The sequence below is a fragment of the Streptomyces sp. NPDC028368 genome, assembly GCF_055565615.1.
On the sequence record NZ_JBVHTY010000001.1, the window covers coordinates 247,130 to 264,250 of the forward strand.

The 17,121-nt window shown below is 72.0% G+C and carries 13 protein-coding genes; 6 read left to right on the top strand and 7 right to left on the bottom strand.

Annotated elements, in window-relative coordinates; all coding sequences use genetic code 11:
- Positions 1-2 precede the first annotated feature (2 nt).
- Genes ACZ4S3_RS01215 through ACZ4S3_RS01225 form a run of 3 tightly spaced genes read right to left on the bottom strand, consistent with a single transcriptional unit; the run spans position 3 to position 3,678 of the window.
- Entirely contained in the window at positions 3-2,129 is a 2,127-nt protein-coding gene (locus ACZ4S3_RS01215) for a xanthine dehydrogenase family protein molybdopterin-binding subunit (RefSeq protein WP_467924305.1), read from the bottom strand.
- Positions 2,126-3,118: an FAD binding domain-containing protein gene (locus ACZ4S3_RS01220; protein WP_467924307.1), complete on the bottom strand. Its 993-nt coding sequence runs from the start codon at positions 3,116-3,118 to the stop codon at positions 2,126-2,128. The genes ACZ4S3_RS01215 and ACZ4S3_RS01220 overlap by 4 nt, the downstream gene beginning before the upstream one ends.
- Complete coding sequence (locus tag ACZ4S3_RS01225) at positions 3,115-3,678, bottom strand: 2Fe-2S iron-sulfur cluster-binding protein (RefSeq protein WP_467924309.1); 564 nt, start codon at positions 3,676-3,678, stop codon at positions 3,115-3,117. Before ACZ4S3_RS01225 ends, ACZ4S3_RS01220 begins: the two co-directional genes overlap by 4 nt.
- 346 nt (positions 3,679-4,024) lie before the next feature.
- Here ACZ4S3_RS01225 and ACZ4S3_RS01230 point away from each other — a divergent pair, with 346 nt between their 5' ends.
- Entirely contained in the window at positions 4,025-4,603 is a 579-nt protein-coding gene (locus ACZ4S3_RS01230; RefSeq protein ID WP_467924311.1) for a TetR/AcrR family transcriptional regulator, read from the top strand.
- A gap of 208 nt (positions 4,604-4,811) precedes the next feature.
- On the top strand, positions 4,812-7,007 hold the full coding sequence (locus tag ACZ4S3_RS01235) for an FUSC family protein (protein WP_467925189.1): 2,196 nt from the start codon (positions 4,812-4,814) through the stop codon (positions 7,005-7,007).
- 37 nt (positions 7,008-7,044) lie between these two features.
- Here ACZ4S3_RS01235 and ACZ4S3_RS01240 read toward each other — a convergent pair whose 3' ends face one another.
- The gene (locus tag ACZ4S3_RS01240) at positions 7,045-8,325 is read right to left on the bottom strand and encodes a PAS domain S-box protein (RefSeq protein WP_467924313.1); all 1,281 of its coding nucleotides are present in this window, start codon (positions 8,323-8,325) and stop codon (positions 7,045-7,047) included.
- Positions 8,326-8,720: 395 nt separating this feature from the next.
- On the opposite strand from ACZ4S3_RS01240, the gene ACZ4S3_RS01245 reads away from it, so the two are divergent.
- From ACZ4S3_RS01245 to ACZ4S3_RS01255, 3 genes are read left to right on the top strand one after another with little or no spacing between them, the layout of a single operon-like run.
- On the top strand, positions 8,721-10,097 hold the full coding sequence (locus ACZ4S3_RS01245; RefSeq protein ID WP_467924315.1) for an ATP-grasp domain-containing protein: 1,377 nt from the start codon (positions 8,721-8,723) through the stop codon (positions 10,095-10,097).
- Positions 10,094-12,118 (top strand): PEP/pyruvate-binding domain-containing protein, encoded by a 2,025-nt coding sequence (locus ACZ4S3_RS01250; protein ID WP_467924317.1) that lies wholly within the window; start codon positions 10,094-10,096, stop codon positions 12,116-12,118. The genes ACZ4S3_RS01245 and ACZ4S3_RS01250 overlap by 4 nt, the downstream gene beginning before the upstream one ends.
- Positions 12,115-13,470 carry an MFS transporter gene (locus ACZ4S3_RS01255; RefSeq protein WP_467924319.1) on the top strand — a complete coding sequence of 452 codons (1,356 nt, stop codon included), beginning with the start codon at positions 12,115-12,117 and terminating at the stop codon, positions 13,468-13,470. Before ACZ4S3_RS01250 ends, ACZ4S3_RS01255 begins: the two co-directional genes overlap by 4 nt.
- Here ACZ4S3_RS01255 and ACZ4S3_RS01260 read toward each other — a convergent pair.
- The 3 genes from ACZ4S3_RS01260 to ACZ4S3_RS01270 form a co-directional block, all read right to left on the bottom strand.
- Positions 13,450-14,739 carry a mannosyltransferase family protein gene (locus tag ACZ4S3_RS01260; RefSeq protein ID WP_467924321.1) on the bottom strand — a complete coding sequence of 430 codons (1,290 nt, stop codon included), beginning with the start codon at positions 14,737-14,739 and terminating at the stop codon, positions 13,450-13,452. The two genes, ACZ4S3_RS01255 and ACZ4S3_RS01260, sit on opposite strands and share 21 nt — an antisense overlap.
- Positions 14,740-14,815: 76 nt before the next feature.
- Positions 14,816-15,241 (bottom strand): hypothetical protein, encoded by a 426-nt coding sequence (locus ACZ4S3_RS01265; RefSeq protein ID WP_467924323.1) that lies wholly within the window; start codon positions 15,239-15,241, stop codon positions 14,816-14,818.
- Positions 15,234-15,731 carry a SigE family RNA polymerase sigma factor gene (locus tag ACZ4S3_RS01270; protein WP_467925191.1) on the bottom strand — a complete coding sequence of 166 codons (498 nt, stop codon included), beginning with the start codon at positions 15,729-15,731 and terminating at the stop codon, positions 15,234-15,236. The genes ACZ4S3_RS01265 and ACZ4S3_RS01270 overlap by 8 nt, the downstream gene beginning before the upstream one ends.
- Before the next feature lie 229 nt (positions 15,732-15,960).
- On the opposite strand from ACZ4S3_RS01270, the gene ACZ4S3_RS01275 reads away from it, so the two are divergent.
- Entirely contained in the window at positions 15,961-17,121 is a 1,161-nt protein-coding gene (locus tag ACZ4S3_RS01275; protein ID WP_467924325.1) for an FAD-dependent monooxygenase, read from the top strand.

Here is a 17,121-nt window from a genome sequence, read left to right on the forward strand (position 1 = left end):
GTTCATCCGACGCCGCGGTCCCCTCCTCCTGCCAGTAGGACACGGTCGGGCCGGATCGGCAGGTCCCGGTGACGTACGCCGGTGGCGTGCCAGACCGCGTTGGCGATGGCCGCCGCGGCGCCCACGATCCCGATCTCGCCGATGCCCTTGATTCCGACCGGGTCATCCGGGTCCGGGTCGTCCACCCAGTCCGCCTCGATGAGCGGTACGTCGGCGTTCGCGGCGAAGTGATAGCCCGCGAGATCGGCGCCGACATGGCCGCCCGTCGCCTGGTCCCGGACCGCCTCCTCGTGCAGGGCCATGGACAGGCCCCAGGTCATACCGCCGATGAGCTGGCTGCGCGCGGTCAGGGGGTTGACGATCAGGCCCGCGGCGAAGATGCCGAGCATGCGCCGTACGCGGATCTCACCGGTGGTGACGTCGACGGCGACCTCGGCGAACTGCGCGCCGAAGGAGTGCCGTTCCGTCTCCGCGAGTGCGCCGACGGCCTCGGAGGTGTCCGACCGGGCGGTGATCCCGTCCGGCGGGATGTCGCCGCCCAGGGCGAGCTGTTCCCGCAGCTCGGCCGCCGCGGCCGTGACCGCCCAGGCCCAGGAGCGGGTGCCCATCGAGCCGCCGGCGATCATCGCGTGGCCGAAGTCGCTGTCCGCGATCCGTGTCCGGATGCGGCCGGGCTCGACCTGCAGCGCGTCCGCGGCGATCAGGGTCAGCGCGGTCCGCGCCCCGGTCCCGATGTCCGCGGCGTTGATCCGTACGGTGAAGGTGCCGTCCGCCTCCGCCGTCACGGCAGCGGTGGACGGCATGGCCCTCGCGGGGAACGCGGCCGCCGCCGTGCCGGTCCCGATCAGCCGGGGCCCCTCGCGGCGCACGCCGGGACGCGGGTCCCGGTCCGCCCAGCCGAACCTGCGGGCGCCCTCCTCGAAGCAGGCGAGCAGATTGCGGCTGCTGAACGGCAGCCCGGAGAGGGGTCCCACGTCCGGTTCGTTGCGTACGCGCAGCGCGATCGGGTCCAGGCCGCACTTCTCGGCGAGTTCGTCGAGCGCGCACTCCATGGCGAACGAGCCCGGCGCCTCGCCCGGCGCGCGCATGAACGTCGGGGTCGGCACATCGAGCGGCACGACGCGGTTGACGCTGTGGTGCGCGTCCGCGTCGTACATCACACGCCCCACGTTGGCGCTCGCCTCGACGAATTCATGCACGGTCGACGTCAGACTCTGCGCCTGGTGGTCGAACGCGCGCAGCCGCCCGTCCGCGTCGGCGCCGAGCCTGAGCCGCTGTGCGGTGGGGCTGCGGTAGCCGGTCAGCGAAAACATCTGACGGCGGGTCAGTACGACGCGGACCGGGCGCTGGAGGACGGTGGTGGCCATCACGGCGCACACCTGGTGCGCGCGGAGTCCCTTGGACCCGAAGCCGCCGCCGACGTGTTCGGACCGTACGCGTACCGAGGCCGGATCCAGGGAGAACAGCTTCGCGAGCTCCGCCGCCACCCAGATGGTGCCCTGATTGGAGTCGACGACCTCGAGCCGGCCGCCCTCCCAGAGAGCCGTCGCCGCGTGCGGCTCCAGCATGCCGTGGTGCTCTTCCGGTGTGGTGTACTCCGCGTCCACGACGACGGCGGACGCGGCGAGTTCGGCCTCGACGTCCCCCTTCTGCGCGGCGGAGTTCTCCGGTGTGTACGTCCCGGGTCGTCCGGCGGAGAACGCCACGTCGTGCGGCTCCTCGTCGTACCGGACCACCAGCGCCTCGGCGGCCTCCCTGGCCTGCTCGGACGTTTCGGCGACGATCAGCGCCACCGGCCAGCCCACATACGGCACACGGTCCTGCTGGAAAACCCCGAGGGCCGGGTCGGGCCGCCCCAGCAGGCCCACGTAGTCGAGGTCGAGACGTGGCGCGTTCTCGTGGTGCAGGACGGCGAGCACGCCGGGCATCGCCAGTACCGGATCCGCCTCGACGGAGCGGATGCGGCCGCGGGCGATGCTGGACAACGCCAGCCAGCCGTGGGCCAGTTCGGCGAAGGGGATCTCTCCCGCGTAGCGGGCCGCTCCGGTGACCTTGGCCCGGCCCTCCAAGCGGGTGTGGGCGGTGCCGACGGCTCCCGTCACCACGGTGGTTTCCGTCGTCGTGGTCATCGGGCGGCCTCCTCGGTGAGCTCGGTCAGCATGGCCACGACGAGGTTGCGCATCAGCATCACCTTGTATCCGTTGTGGGGCAGCGCCTCGGCGGCGGCCAGTTCGGCATCCGCGGCGGCGGCGAACGCCTCGGCGGTCGCCGGGCCACCGGTCAGCACCCGCTCGGCCTCCCGGGCCCGCCACGGCCGGGACGCGACCGCCCCGAAGGCGAGGCGCACCTCGCGTATGACGGTGTCCCGGACGTCGAGGGCGGCGGCGATCGAGCCGATCGCGAACGCGTAGGACGCGCGCTCGCGCACCTTGCGGTAGCGGGAGACGGCGGCGACCGGAGCCGGCGGCAGGGTGATGCCGGTGATCAGCGCGCCGGGTGGCAGCGCGGTCTCCAGATGCGGGGTGTCACCCACGGGCAGATAGAACTCCGCGAGCGGCAACTCGCCCGGTCCGTCCGCCGTTTCATAGGTGACGACGGCATCGAAGGCGGCGAGCGCCACCCCCATGTCCGAGGGGTGGATGGCCGCACAGTGCCGGGAGGCGCCGAGGATCGCGTGATTGTGGTGCTCACCCTCGATGGCGGGGCAACCGCTGCCGGGGGCGCGCTTGTTGCACGGCTTGGTCAGGTCGGCGAAATAGCCGCAGCGGGTGCGCTGGAGCAGATTCCCGCCGACCGTGGCCATGTTGCGCAGCTGACCCGAGGCGCCGGCGAGGACGGCCTGCGCCAACGCCGGGTAGCGGCGCCGCACTTCGGGATCGGCGGCGAGGTCGCTGTTGGTGACGGTCGCGCCGATGCGCAGACCGCCGTCCTGGGTGCCCTCGATCCGGTCGAGGGGGAGGTCCCGTACGTCGATGAGCAGCGCGGGCCGCTCCACCCCGGACTTCATCAGGTCGACGAGATTGGTGCCGCCGCCGAGATAGCGCGCCTCGGGATCCGTGCCGAGCAGAGCCACGGCGCCGGACACGTCGGACACCCGCTGATAGCCGAATTCCCTCATACCGCCACCTCCGCGTCCACCGAGACCCCGGCCCCGGCCTCGGCCGCCCGCGCGACCGCTTGAACGATCGACACATACGCGCCACAGCGGCACAGGTTGCCGCTCATCCGCTCCCGGATCTCCTCGGCGGTGAGCGGGGCGACTCCCGCTTCGGGTCGTACGTCGGCGGTCGCGGCACTCGGCCAGCCCGCCGCATGCTCCTCGATCACCGCGATGGCCGAACAGATCTGCCCCGGTGTGCAGTACCCGCACTGGTAGCCGTCGAGGTCGAGGAAGGCCTCCTGCACCGGATGCAGCCGCTCGCCGTCGGCCACGCCTTCGATGGTGGTGATCACGCGGCCCTCCGCGGCGACCGCGAGCTGCAGGCAGGAGACGGCCCGGCGCCCGTCGAGCAGCACCGTGCATGCGCCGCACTGGCCTTGGTCGCAGCCCTTTTTGGTACCTGTCAGATCGAGATGCTCGCGCAGCGCGTCGAGCAGGGTGGTGCGGTGGTCGACGGGCAGCGTGTGCTTCTCGCCGTTGATGTTCAGGGTGATGGCGCTGGACGTCGATGGGGCCATGATCAGCCTTCTTTCGCGTATGGGGTGCGCGGCGGGCGTCGGGCACGGGCCCCGATACCGGCGTGGTCGACGAGAAAGTCGAGCGGTCCCCGTCAGGCGGGAACGAGAGCGTCGAACGAGGCGATCCCTTCAGACGGTCGGGAGGAAAGGGCGCTGTGCGTAGCGGCGTCGGCTCGGGTGCGGCGGCGGGCGCGAGGCCGGTCGCCGGGGCCGCCGGTCGTCCCCACCGGCGGGATCTGCCGCTATGGTGAAAGGCAAGCGGACACCTGTCCGTTATTTTCGAATCTAGCGGACAGCTGTCCGGTTAGCAAGGTCGGTCCATCCGCGATTCCCGGAAGGAGGACGAGTGCACGAGAGGAAAGACGTGCCGCTGCGCTCGGACGCGCAACGGAATCGCGAGCGCATCCTGGAAGTGGCCCTGGCGGAGCTGACGCGGCAGGCCGACGCCCCGCTGAGCTCCATCGCCAAGAAGGCGGGCGTCGGACAGGGGACCTTCTACCGCAACTTCCCCAACCGCGAGGCACTCGTGCTGGAGGTCTACCGCCACGAAGTCCAGCAGGTCTCCGACGCCGCGACCCAGCTGCTCGAGACCCGCGCCCCCGACCAGGCCCTGCGGGAGTGGATGGACCGCCTCGCCCAGTACGCCATGGCCAAAGCGGGCCTGGCCGAGGCGATGCGCAAGGCCACCAGCGCGTGCGGCAGCCTGGCCGGACTGGGGCACGGCCCGGTGAGCTCGGCCGTGGCGCGCCTGCTGAAGGCGAACGAGGAGGCCGGCACGATCCGCCCCGGGGTGACGCCCGACGACTTCGTCCTCGCCATCGCCGGCCTCTGGCAGATCGACCCGCACGGCGACTGGCAGTCGCGCGCCGGACGCCTCCTGGACCTCGTCATGGACGGACTCCGCGCCGGCGCGCCCGCGGCATGAGCGTGCCGGCCCGTGCCGGGGCGCGGAGCGGCCGGCGGAGAGCTGCGACCGGCTGTCGTCCCGAAGTTGCCGCTCATGCGATGCTGGGCGGGTCCGGGGATCATGGCAGCGATCGGGAGAGTTCGACAGCGTGAGCGCAGTGATACGGCGGGTCGTGACCGGCACGTGGGATCGCTTCGCGGCGTCCGACCCGGGGCTGCTGCGGCTGATGGCGGGGCTGCGGACGGTTGCCGCGATCGCCCTCACCCTCGTCGTCCTCGCCCTGCTCCACACCGACGTCCGACTTCTGGTCGCGGGCGCCATGGCGGCGATGGTCTCCACCTTCGCGATCAAGGAGAAGCAGGTACGCGGGCAGGCGGTCACGCTCGCGCTCGGCCTGCCGGTCGCGCTGGCCGCGATGTCGCTGGGAGCGGTGCTGCACGCCCGGATCATCGCGGGTGACATGTTCTTCGTCGCTCTGATCTTCGGCGCCGTCTACAGCCGCCGGTTCGGCGACCGCGGTACCGCGCTGGGCCTGATCGGCTTTCAGATCTACTTCATTTCCCTGTTCGTGGGCGCCTCCGTGGCCTCCCTGCCGGTGCTGTTCCTGACCCTGGCCATCGCCTTCGCCTGCAGCGCGGTCGTACGGTTCGCCGTCATACCGGAGACCCCCCAGCGCATTCTGCGGCAGCTGCGCGACGCCTTCCGGGCGCGGCTCGCACAGCTCGTGGACACTCAGATCGCCCTGCTGGACGCCCGCCCCGACCAGCTGGACAAGGTCCTCGACGATCTGCGGCGGCGCACCGCCCGGCTGCACGAGGCGGCTCTGATGATCCAGAGCCGGCTGGAAGAGGGCACCCGCGACGCGGCCACGGCAGCGCTGCTGCAACGACGGGTCGCGGACGCCGAGATCGCCACGGAACGGCTGGGCGTGCTGCTGCTGAACGCCCGCAGTGCCGAGCGCGCGGACACCCTCACCCTTCATCTGCCGCAGGCGCCCGTACCGGCCACCGGAGACCTGATCTCGGCCGAGGACGACGTGACCCGCACGCTGCGCCGGGACCTCAAGGCACTGCATCTGCTGTTGGCGCGGCCGGCGTCCGACGACCGGGGCACGGCGCTGGCCCACGTACGCAACAGACTGCTCGGCTATCGCGACGAGGACAAACTGCCGCGTGGCTCGACCGCCGTCCAGGACGTCTTCCGCGGAATCGGTGAGGCCGCCCGCGCCTTCCTGGGCCTGCGGCTCGCGCTGGACGGACCCCAGGACGAATCCAATGACACGCCCACGACGGCCCTTTCGCGCGAGGAGTTCGACGCCGAGGACATCGCGCTCGCCGGTCCCGAGGAGCCAGAAGAGGAAGATCGCACGGGGCTGCAGCGCCCCACCACCAGGGCCGCGTTCCAGGTCTCGGTGGGCTCGGTCCTGGCCATCATCGGCGGTGAATTCCTCTCCAGCCAGCGGTGGTACTGGGCGGTGCTGACCTGCTGGGTGGTCTTCCTCAACACCGCGTCCACCGGCGAAATCCTGGTCAAGGGCTACCGGCGGCTCCTTGGCACGGTCGTCGGGGTGGTCGCCGGTGTGGCGCTGGCGGGGCTGGTCGGCAACCACACCTGGCTCGCGTTCGCCCTCGTCCTGGTCTTCATCTTCGCCATGTTCTTCACCGCTCCGCTGTCGTACGCGCTCATGTCCTTCTTCGTCACAGCGATGCTGGGACTGCTCTACACGCTGCTGAACACCTACAGCTTCTCCGTGCTGGTGCTGCGCATCGAGGAGACGGCGCTCGGCGCGGTCTGCGGGATCATCGCCGCCGTACTGGTGCTGCCGGTGCACACCGACCGCCGCACCGACGAGCTGTTGGGCACGGTCCTGGACCGGCTGGGCGATGTGGTGTCGGCGGCGGTGGAGCAGCTCAGCGGCGGGCCCGCGTCCGACCTGCTGGGCAAGGCGCGCGATCTGGACACGGCGCTGGACGATCTGCGCGCCTCCACAAAGCCGTTGACGCATCCGATCACCCCGCTGCGCGGCCGGCGGCAGACCGTCCGCTATCTGGTGGCGCTGCTGGAGACCGACGCCTACCACGCCCGTTCCCTGGCGGCGACCGCCGAGCTCGTGCCGCACAGCAAGACCGTCGCGGCCGACCCACGCCTGCACCGCGCCGGCCGGCGCATCGCCCACAACATCGAAGTGATCGCCGCACACGTCAAGGACGAGAAGGCCGAGGGCAAGGTCGAGTCCGGCGCCAGCATCGCTTCGATGCTCAAGCACGACGGATCCGGTGCGCTGTCCTCGGGCACGGTGGCCTTCCGCGTACTGCGCCATCTGCAACGCCTCGACGAAGGAGTGGTGGGCCTCGCCCGCCCCCTCGGCCTGCCGGTCACCGACCGCACCGACCGCACCGAGACCACGTCCGTACCGAGCTGACGGCCGGCGTCCGGGCGGCGCGGCTACGCGGGGACCGTCAGGTGGCGCTGTGCGGATGGCCGGCCGTCGCCGAGCGTGGCGGCCAGGCCTGGGGCGCGAGGATTCCCAGGACGTAGGCGCGGGCGACCAGGGCGCACCGGGTCGGGGCGTCCAGGAGGTCCCGCAGACGGCTGAGGTGGTAGTCGACGGTCTGGCGCGAAAGGCGCAGCGAGGTGGCGATCTCTCCGTTGCTGCGGCCGGCGGCCAGCAGGGAGAGGATCCGGACCTGACTTGCCGTCAGTGGCGGGTGGGCCTCATGGGCCAGGCTCTGGTGGGTGACCAGCGCCCAGACGCTGGTGGCGCGGGCCGAGTTCCGGCCCACCGTCGTCAGGTGCAGCCGGGCGCGGCGCTGCTGACCGCGGCCGTCGACGAGGACGGCGGAGGTCTGGATCCGTCGGCTGCGGCGGGCTATCAGCGCGTGCCAGCTCCGCTGGAGGCCCGGTAATTCCGGGGCGGGCGCCAGCAGGGTGTGCGCCCGGCGGCCGACGAGGTCCGACAGCCGGGTCTGCAGCAGTTCGGCGGCGGCCGCGCTCGCCTGCAGGATCCGTCCGCCCGCGGAGATCAGGGCGCACGGCAGTCCGCTGTGGTCGCGCAGCGCGCACAGACTCTCCTCGGCCTCCCGGCGCTGGCTTTGCGCGCGGGTGTGGTCGCTGATGTCGATATAGATACCGGCCACGCAGGTCTGGGGTCCTTCGCGTACGGGGAAGCGATGGCCGGCCGCGTGCCCGCTGGTGCCGTCCGCGCGGTGATAGGCGAGCGTGTGCCGCACCGGTTTGCCGCGGGCGAGCACATCCTGGTCCAGGGCGAGGACCTGCGCGGCGTCGGCGGGGGCGTCGACCTCGCGCACGTACTTGCCGATGACGTGCTCCGGCGTGGTGCCGTACAGGTGGGCGTAGGCGTGATTCGCCCAGAGGTAGCGGCCGTTCGCGTCCCGGATGAAGGCCGCGGCGGGGGCGAGGTCGGCGAAGGCGTCGTAGCGGCGGGTGGCGGCGGCCGGGCCGACCTCGACCGCCATCCCTCGGGTGCGGTCCTGCCGGGGCGGGGCGAGGGGCCAGTTCACATCGAAGACCCGGCCGTCGAACTGTGCCTGCCAATGGCTGATTTCGACCGTGGCGGAGGGCTTGGGCAGCTCCCGGCGCACGGTGTCGAGGAATCGCTGGGCCGTCCGCGCGTCGTCGAAGGCTCCCCCGCCGCTGTCGATCACCCGCAGCTCACGGTCGGCCTCCCACCAGGACACCGGAAGGTGTTGGAGCAGCGACTTCAGACCGGTCTCGTCCACGACGGCCTCTCTGTGGTGAAGGGTTCAACGGGTGCGCAGGGAACACGCGGGGGCGGCACGCAGGAGGCGCCCCCGCCATGCGTATCCCCGGTCGATACGGCGTATGCCCGGTTCTCGGCCGATCTGGACGGGCCGGGCGGGGCCAGGGGCGGACGAGGTGGAAGAGGCGGACGGGACTGGTCATGCCATCGTGACCGCCCCCTACGGCATCACAGGACCTTCACAGCGACCCCACGAACTCCCCAACTCTGGCATTTGCCTGAGCGGTTGCCGCCCGCTGCGGCGAACCGGGCGCCGCACGGCTGGTTCGCTGGAGGTACGGCGTCCGGACACCAGGTACGGGCGTCGCCGGCCGTCCCGACGGCCCCACCCGCCTGCAAAGGAGTCGGATTCCAGTGAGCACGGTGCTGTTTGTGCATGCCAAGGGCGGACCGCCCTTGGGGTATGCCCTCTCACGGGTCGCCGCGCGGTCGGCAGTGCACCTGCTGGCGCTCAGCACGCTTCCGCCCACCGTCGCCGCGTCCGCCGGGCGCCGGTGCGCGTCCGTGCTGACCGCCGCCGGTCCCGAGCGGGACGATCTGGTGTCCCTGATCGTCTCCCGGGCCCAGGCCGTGGGCGCGGACGCGGTCGTTACCTTCTCCGAGTACGCCGTCGTCGCGGTCGCGGAGGCCTGCGAGAAGCTCGGCCTCGCCGGCGCCGGGGGCTCCTGCGCGCTCGCCCGCGACAAGCGGCTGATGCGCCGTACCTGGATGCAACGGGGCATATCCCAGCCCCGGTTCCGCCCCGTCGCCACCGAGCGGGAGCTGCGCGACGCGGCCGGCTCGCTGCGCCTCCCGCTGCTGCTGAAGGCCGCCTGGAGCGCCGGCTCCACCGCGCACCGGATCATCCGCTCCGCCGACGAGGTACCGGCGGCCTGGCGGCGGGCACAGGAGGTGATGGCCGAATCCGCCGAGCTGGGCTATGCGGAGCTGCATGTGGCCGGGGCCGGGGGCGACTTCCTGGTCGAGGAGATCGTGCCGGGCACCGCGGACGGATGGTTCGACCGGCCGGGCTGGGCCGACTACGTCAGCGTCGAGGGCGTCGTCGTCGACGGCACCTTCCACCCGGTCTGTCTCAGTGGCCGGATGCCGACGGTGGAGCCGTTCACCGAACGCGCCGGCCTCACCCCGGCCGCGCTGCCGCACGACGCCCAGCGGCGCATCGTGGACCTGGCGCGCGACGCCGTCGACGCGCTGGGCCTGGAGAACTGCGGTACGCACACCGAGATCAAGCTCGGTGCCGACGGCCGGATGTGGGTGATCGAGACCGCTGCCCGGTTCGGCGGGGCGATGACCGTCCCGCAGATCGAGGAGGTCTTCGGCCTGGACCTCATCGGCATGCTCGTCGACCATCTGCTGGGGCGTGCGGTGACGTGGCCCGCCGAGGCCCGTACCCCGCTACAGGCGCGCGGCGCGGCCGGCTCACTCGTCGTCCTGGCCGTGGACGGTGCCGGTGATGCCTGGACGGACCGGCGGCTGTGGGACTTCCCGGCCGTACGCGACGGCGTGGCCCTCAGCGACGGCAGCCGGCTGTCCGTGGTGGCCGAGAACTCGCTCCCGGACGGGACCCCGGTGCCGGTGTACGACCCGGCCGCGGGCGCCAACACGATGGCGGCCCTGTGCCTGCTGTCCGCCGCCGACCCCAAGACCCTGCTCCACGACCTGAGCACCCTGGTGGACGCCCTCCCGCGGATCCTCCCGACGGCCGCCGAGGCCACGGAGGCGCGCTCATGACCACCCCCGTCCTGCCCTCCGGCGCACCGCGGCCCGCCGCCGACCGTACGACCGTCGGCGAGCACCTCTCCCTGCCGCTGTTCCGCGCCCTGTCGGGCACCCTGGCCGGCCACCCGTACCTCAAGGTCGTGGTGGACCGCACCGAGCACACCTGGCACCTCCTCGACACCGCCGCCCACCCCTTCCACGTCGACTACATCGCCACCCGCGTCCTGGGCATGGAACTGGCGGCGCTGGACTCCTGCCTGGACGCCTTCAACGCCTCGGTCTACATGGATCCCGGGCGCCGGTTCCTGCTCGGCGTGCTCTCCCTGCACACCGACGAGGACACCGACGGCCGGGAGCGCCCCTTCCTCGTCCTGGAGACGACCGAGGCGGACACCATGCACGGTCCGCTGCTCGAGGAGTTCTACACCTTCGTCCGGCACCGGCTCGACGGCCGGCTGCCGCTGCTGCTGAAACCCGCGAACCACGGGCAGGAGCACGAACTCGCCGCGATCAGCGACGTCCGGGTGCCGCGGATCCTCAGCCATGAACTCTTCGGCAACCGCACCCGGACCCCACTCAACCCCGGCGAGGCCACCGGCCGCCTCCGCCACTTCCGGACCGTCGAGGAGTACGCGGCGTACGCGGCCGAACCCGACGGCCTGGGCTGGTCCGACATCGTGGCCATGCCGTGTCTGCCCGACGACGTACCGCGCGTCGCGGGCTTCATCAACACCGCACCCACCACCCCGCTCTCGCACACCAACGTCCTCGCCACCGGCTGGGGCATCCCCAATGCGATCGTCCGTGACCTGGAACGACTCATCGAGGCCGACGGCCTGGACGGCGCATGGGTCCACTACGAGGTGACGGACGACGACATCACGCTCGTACGGCTCGCCCAGGCGCCGGCAGCGGCGGCACCGGCGTGGCACCAGCACCGGGTCCGGCTGGGCACCCCGCTGCTGACGGACGCGCCCCCGCTGCCCCTGCACCGGCTGCGCCGCACCGACCAGGACCGCTACGGGACCAAGGCGGCCCACCTCGGGGAGCTCCATCACGTCCTCGGCAGCCGCAGCGCCGACCTGACCGCGTTCTACGGACGGCCGAGGCCGCCCCGTGCCGACCTCTACGGCCATCTGGCGGCCCGTCTCAACATCAAGGCCACGGCGCCGGCCGCCGAAGTCCGGTCCGCGGCCGCCGCCTTCGCGGCCGCCACCGTCACCGCTCCCGACGGAATCGCCCTTCCCTTCGCCCTGCAGCACCGCTTTCTGACGTCGTCCCCGGCCGTGCAACAAGGCATCGGCAAACTGAAGATGGCCCTGGAACTCGATGCCGTCGACGCCGTGGACCCGCTCTGTCTGCAGCTGCAACACCTCATCCGGCACGCCCCGATGCCCGACGAGGTGGCCCACCGGATCACCCAGGCGCTGCCCACCGGGGCGGACGCCGGCAGCCGTCTCGTGGTGCGCTCCTCCTCCAACGCCGAGGACCTGCCCGGATTCTCCGCGGCCGGTGTCTACGATTCGGTCACCACGGTGCGTGGCGCGGACGAACTTCTCGACGCGGTACGCCAGGTGTGGGCCTCCCTGCTGTCGCCGCGCAGCGTCCGGTTACGCCATCAGGCAGGCATCTCCCTCGACGACACGTACATGGGCGTGATCATTCAGCGGTATGTGCCCGCGGACCTCGGTGGCGTTCTGGTCACCTGCAACCCGACCCGGCGCGCGGACTTCCGCAACGTCTACCTCAACTGCTCCCCCGGCTCGCCCGAGACCGTCGTCGACGGCACCACGCTGCCGCTGCAGTACCTGTACAACACGGTCGAAGGCGGCGGCCGCACCGTAGCGCTCGGCTCGTCCCGCGAGGACGTGCCGGCCGGCACCCGGGACCGGATGGCGCGGCTGGCCCTGACCGGACGCCTGCTCCAGTCCCACTTCAGCGACACCGACGTGGACCGTCCGCTCGACATCGAATGGCTGATGACCGATCAGGGAGACTTCCACCTGGTCCAGATCCGCCCCTACGCGCGGTGATCCGCCCTCTCACCGGCCGGCGGCGCCCCCGCGGCCCGAGGTCCACGGGCGCGCCGCTGACCCCGCGAGCCCGCCGGATCGTCCGCCTGAACAACGGCTTCCAGCTCCTGTTCAACCTCTTGTGGTGGATGCCGGTGTTCTACGCCTACCAGCGGCAGGCGGGGCTGTCCGACGGGCAGATCTTCGGGATTCAGAGCATCTACTACGTGGCGTTCTGTCTCTTCGAGATCCCGACCGGGCTGGTGGCCGACCGCATCGGTGCCCGCAACTGCCTGCGGGCCGGCGCCGTCGTGATGACCGCGGCGAACCTGGCCCCGGTCCTCACCCCCACCTACGCCGGCTTCCTCGTCCACTTCCTGCTCATCGCGGCGGGCCGCTCCCTGACCTCCGGCGCCGCCAGCGCCTACCTCTACGACGGCCTGCGGGCCGAGGGCGCGGACGGGCACTATCTGAGAGCCGAGGGGCAGGCCCGTGCCCTGGGCCTGGCCGCGAAGGTGGTCTGCTGGCCGCTGGTCGGGCCGCTGATGGCACTCGCGCACCCCGCGCCGTACGTGCTGAGCGCCGCGAGCGCCGGCGGCTCCCTCGTCTGCGCCATGATGCTCCCGCGCCAGGCCCCACCTCGCGCCGCCGCCCGGAGCCGCACGGCCGGGCCGGCTCCCCGCGGGCCGGCGTTCCTCCGCGACGCGGCGGCGGCGCTGCGCTCCGTCCGCGCCACCCCCTGGCTCGCCCTGGTCATGGTGCAGGGCGTCGCCGTCTTCACCCTCTCCCGCATCTGCCAGGTCAATCTCTTCCAGCCGGTGCTGCTGGACCATGGCATCGCCGAGAACTCGCACGGCGGTGTACTGGCCGCCATGACGGTCGCGGAGGCGGTGGCCTCGGCCCGTCCGCAGTGGCTCACCGCGCGGCTGTCGCCGGTGGTCCGGGTGTCGCTGCTCAGCCTCGCGATGGCGGGGGCCCTGGCGGGCATCACCCTCGGCGGCCCCTGGACCGCGATCGCCCTGCTGTGCCTGTTCGCCGCCGCCACCGGCTTCGCCTACCCGCTCCAGCGCAAGCTGGTGAACGACGCCATCCCGGCGGATGCGCCACGCGCCACCCTGCTGTCCGTCGAGAGCATCGTGGACCGTGCGGTGTGCGCGCTGGCGGCCGTGGCCGCGGGCGCCTATCTCTCGGCGGACCGGCTGGACGCGCTGCTGTGGCACAGCGCGCTGGTGACCGGCGTACTGATGACCGCGCTGCACCTGATCCTGCGCCGTCGCACCCCGGCGCGGAAGCGACCCCGACGACGGCCGACAGCGACAGCGCCGGCGCCGGCGCCCTGCCCCGAAGTCGTATCAGCCGGCCCATCGTCCTGACAGGAAGGTGACGGCGAAGACGGTCGTCAAGGGGGCCGTAAGGCAGAGGTAGGCGGTGGTGAAGCGGGGACTCCGCAGACTCCATGCGGCCAGGAGGATCCACAGTGGCCACCACAGGAGCGTGGCACGGGGAATGGAGGTGTACCAGTACGAGGTGCCCAGTGCCCACAGGCTGAGGCCGACGTAGACGGCTTCCGGCCAGCGGCGCTGCCGGGCCAGCACGCCGACGAGCAGAATGCCGACGATCATGGCGAGGAGTTCGGCCTGGGACATGAGGGCATACCCGGTGGGCAGCGACTCCCCGAAGGCGGCGTGCCAGGTGTTCCGCCAGGCTTCCCAGGGCGCGTGGAAGTCGCGGTACCAGCCGCGTTCTTCGGCGTGTTTCCAGGCCATCCAGTCACCGGTGTGCCCGCGGAGGTACCAGCTGTAGAGGACGGGCGGCAGTGCGGGCAGGGCCAGCCACGGCAGTGAGCGCCAGTGGTACCGGGTGCGGGCGGTGACCGCGAAGTGGACGGCGAGAGCGGCGGCGAGGAAGAGGCCGCTGATACGGACAGTGGTGGCCAGAGCGGCCAGACCGGCCGCGACCGGCCAGTTGCGCCGCTGGGCGGCGAGCCAGGCGGGCAGGGCGAGCGCGAGGAAGAGCGCCTCGGTATAGCCCGCGGCCAGGAATATCGCGCACGGCGACAGCAGGAAGAAGAGAACGGTACGCCGGCCGGCTCGCGTGTCGGGCAGGTGCAGCCGGGCGATCCGGGCGAGGGCCGACACGGCGACGGCGCCACAGACAAAGGAGATCAGCAGGCCGGCGACGGCCCAGTGCGGGACAACGGTATGGACGGCCCGCAGGAGGAGGGGGAAGCCGGGGAAGAAGGCTTCTCTGTTGTCCCAGCCGCTCAGCCACGGCCCCGCCTGACCGGGGAAGTAGCCGTCGCGGGCTATGTGCAGGAAGTGCCCCCAGTCCCACTGCTGCCACGGGGAAAGGGCTGCGGCGGCGCGATGGGTCCTGCCGTCGGCGGGGAACAGCCACCGGGTGCAGTAGGCGGTGGTCCAGATCCCGGCCCGGGTCAGCAGATACAGCCACAGCACCTCGCGGTCGGCGGGCCCGAGGAAGAAGCGCCGCCGGCTCGAGAAGGCCTGCCACCGGCGGGCCGGACGGGACGCTCGAGGCCTGTCCGCCGTGCGCACCGGCGCTGGGTGGCGCTCCGGTCCGGCCACGGGGCTCGTGGCGGCGGTCGGACGCTCCCGGCGCACATGGGGGGAGGAAACGGGCACAGCGGTATCTCCTGCTCGGGATCGGGGCGTGCGGGATCGCCCGGCGGCCGGCCCGCCGGGTCACGGTGCGCAGGGGTCAGCGCGGCGGGGAGGTGGACTCGTCGGAGGTGCCCTGCGTGGCGGTGGCGGACGCTCCCGAAGTGCCCTGGCCGGTGGCGGGCGGCGAGGTGGTGGGCGCGCCCGACGAAGTCCGGCCAGGGGTAGGCGACTCGGTCGGCGCAAAGCCGCTTCGGGAGGACGTCGGTGCGGGAGCCGGCGGGGAAGGCGAGGGGGTGGTGGCCGGGACGGTGGTGTCCGGGTTGCCGGGCAGGAGTACGGCCGCGGCCACGCCCGTACCGGTGAGGACCAGGCACGCGCCGACGGCGAGCGCGGCGAGGTGGCGCCGGCGCACCCGCTCTCCGCGCCGGGCGATGAGCGCGACCGGCGCGGAGCGCGCACGGGACTGCCCGGCGGAGGCGGCTTCCTTGAACAACGACCGCAGCGGGTCATGGGGTTCAGGCACCGGGAGCCTCCTCGATACGCGGATCCTGCAGACGATGGGAGAGTGCGGTCCGGCCCCGGACCAGATGTGTCTTGACGGTGCTGACGGACAGACCGGTCTCACCGGCGATCTGCTCGACGGTCAAGTCGCATACGTAGTGCAGCGTCATCGTGCGTCGTTGCCTGGCCGGCAGGTGCCGCAGCGCCTCCACCAATGCCACCGACTCCAGTCCGGGCGCCTCGACATGGGGCGGGGCGCCGCTGCGCTGCCAGGCATCCGCCGTACGGCGCCGCCCCCGCCAGCGGCTCACCGCAAGGCGCCAGGCGACCGTGCGGATCCACGCCTCGGGCCGGCCGTTCCGGTCGAGCTGCCGCCGCCGGCTCCAGCCCTTGATGAACGCCTCCTGCACCACATCCTGCGCCTCGTGCTGATCGCCGAGCATCACGTACAGCTGCCCGGTCAGCCGTGCGACCGTCTGCGCGTAAAACTCTTCGAACTCCTCGACGGTCAACAGCCACTCCCGGATCTTTTCGGTCTCACCAGGCATACGTCTGGCGCACCGCATCCGGTCGACACCGGGCGCAAAGAACCCGGCGTGACGGTCCTCACAGTGCGCGCCCCGGCCGACACGCGCCCTCGTCGCCGGGCCTCCCCCGCAAAACTAGTTCCCCTACAACTAGTATCTGTGCAACCATTCATTCCTTCACTCATATCAACATGGGCAACTTCCGGGAGGGACCATGAGCAAGGTCAGTACGGCGTTGGTGATCGGGGGCGGCGTCGCCGGGCCGGTGACGGCGCTGGCGCTCCGCACGGCGCAGATCGAGGCGACCGTCTTCGAGGCGCACCCCACCGCGGCCGACGGGGTCGGCGCGATGCTGGGTCTGGCCCCCAACGGCCTGGACGCGCTGCGGATTCTCGGGGCCGACAAGGCCGTGGAGGCCATCGGCCAGCCGGTCCCCGGCGTGGTGATGTGCGACGGCGGGGGAAACCAGCTGAGCGCATTCGACGGCTTCCCCGACCTGCCCGGCACGCGGGCCATGGCTCGCGCCGACCTGTTCCGGGCACTGGCCGACCACGCGATGGCGGGCGGCGTCCGGATCGAGTACGGCAAGCGCCTGGTCGCCGCCGACGAAACCCGTGACGGCGTCACGGCCACCTTCTCCGACGGCACCACCGCGACCGCGGACATACTGATCGGCGCCGACGGCATCCGTTCCACCGTCCGCACCCTGATCGATCCGCAGGCGCCCGGACCCGAATACGGCGGCGTGCTGAGCTTCGGCGGATTCGCCGCCGACAGCGGCGTGCACGCCGAGCCCGGCAAGATGTACTTCGCCTTCGGCCGCGCATTCATCGGGTACTGGAGCGCGCCGGACGGGCGCATCGTCTGGTTCGCCGGTCTGCCCAAGAGCGAGCCGCTGACCTCGGCCCAGGTCACCCGGGTACCGGCCGCCGACTGGCTGGCACAGCTACGCGAGCTCTATACCGGTCACACGCCCGGGAAGCAGCTCCTGGAGCACACCGATTCCCGGGACATGATGCTCGTGGGGCCGATGGAACGTATGCCGTCGGTACCGCGCTGGCACCGCGGCCGCATGGTGCTGGTGGGCGACTCGGTGCACGCCCCGTCCTCCAGCTCCGGCCAGGGTGCGTCGCTGGCCATCGAAAGCGCCATCGAGCTGGCCCGCTGCCTGCGTGATCTGCCCACCGCCGCCGCTGCGTTCGCCGCATACGAGGGCTTGCGCCGGCACCGGGTGGAGGTGATCGGCAACAACGCCGCCGCCGTGAACAAGGTCAAGGCCGGAAACGCCGACAGGCCTGCCTTCCCCACCCCCGAGGAGATGTTCGGCCCGGTCCACCGCCACCACATCGACTGGGACCGGACCGTCAGCGGCTGA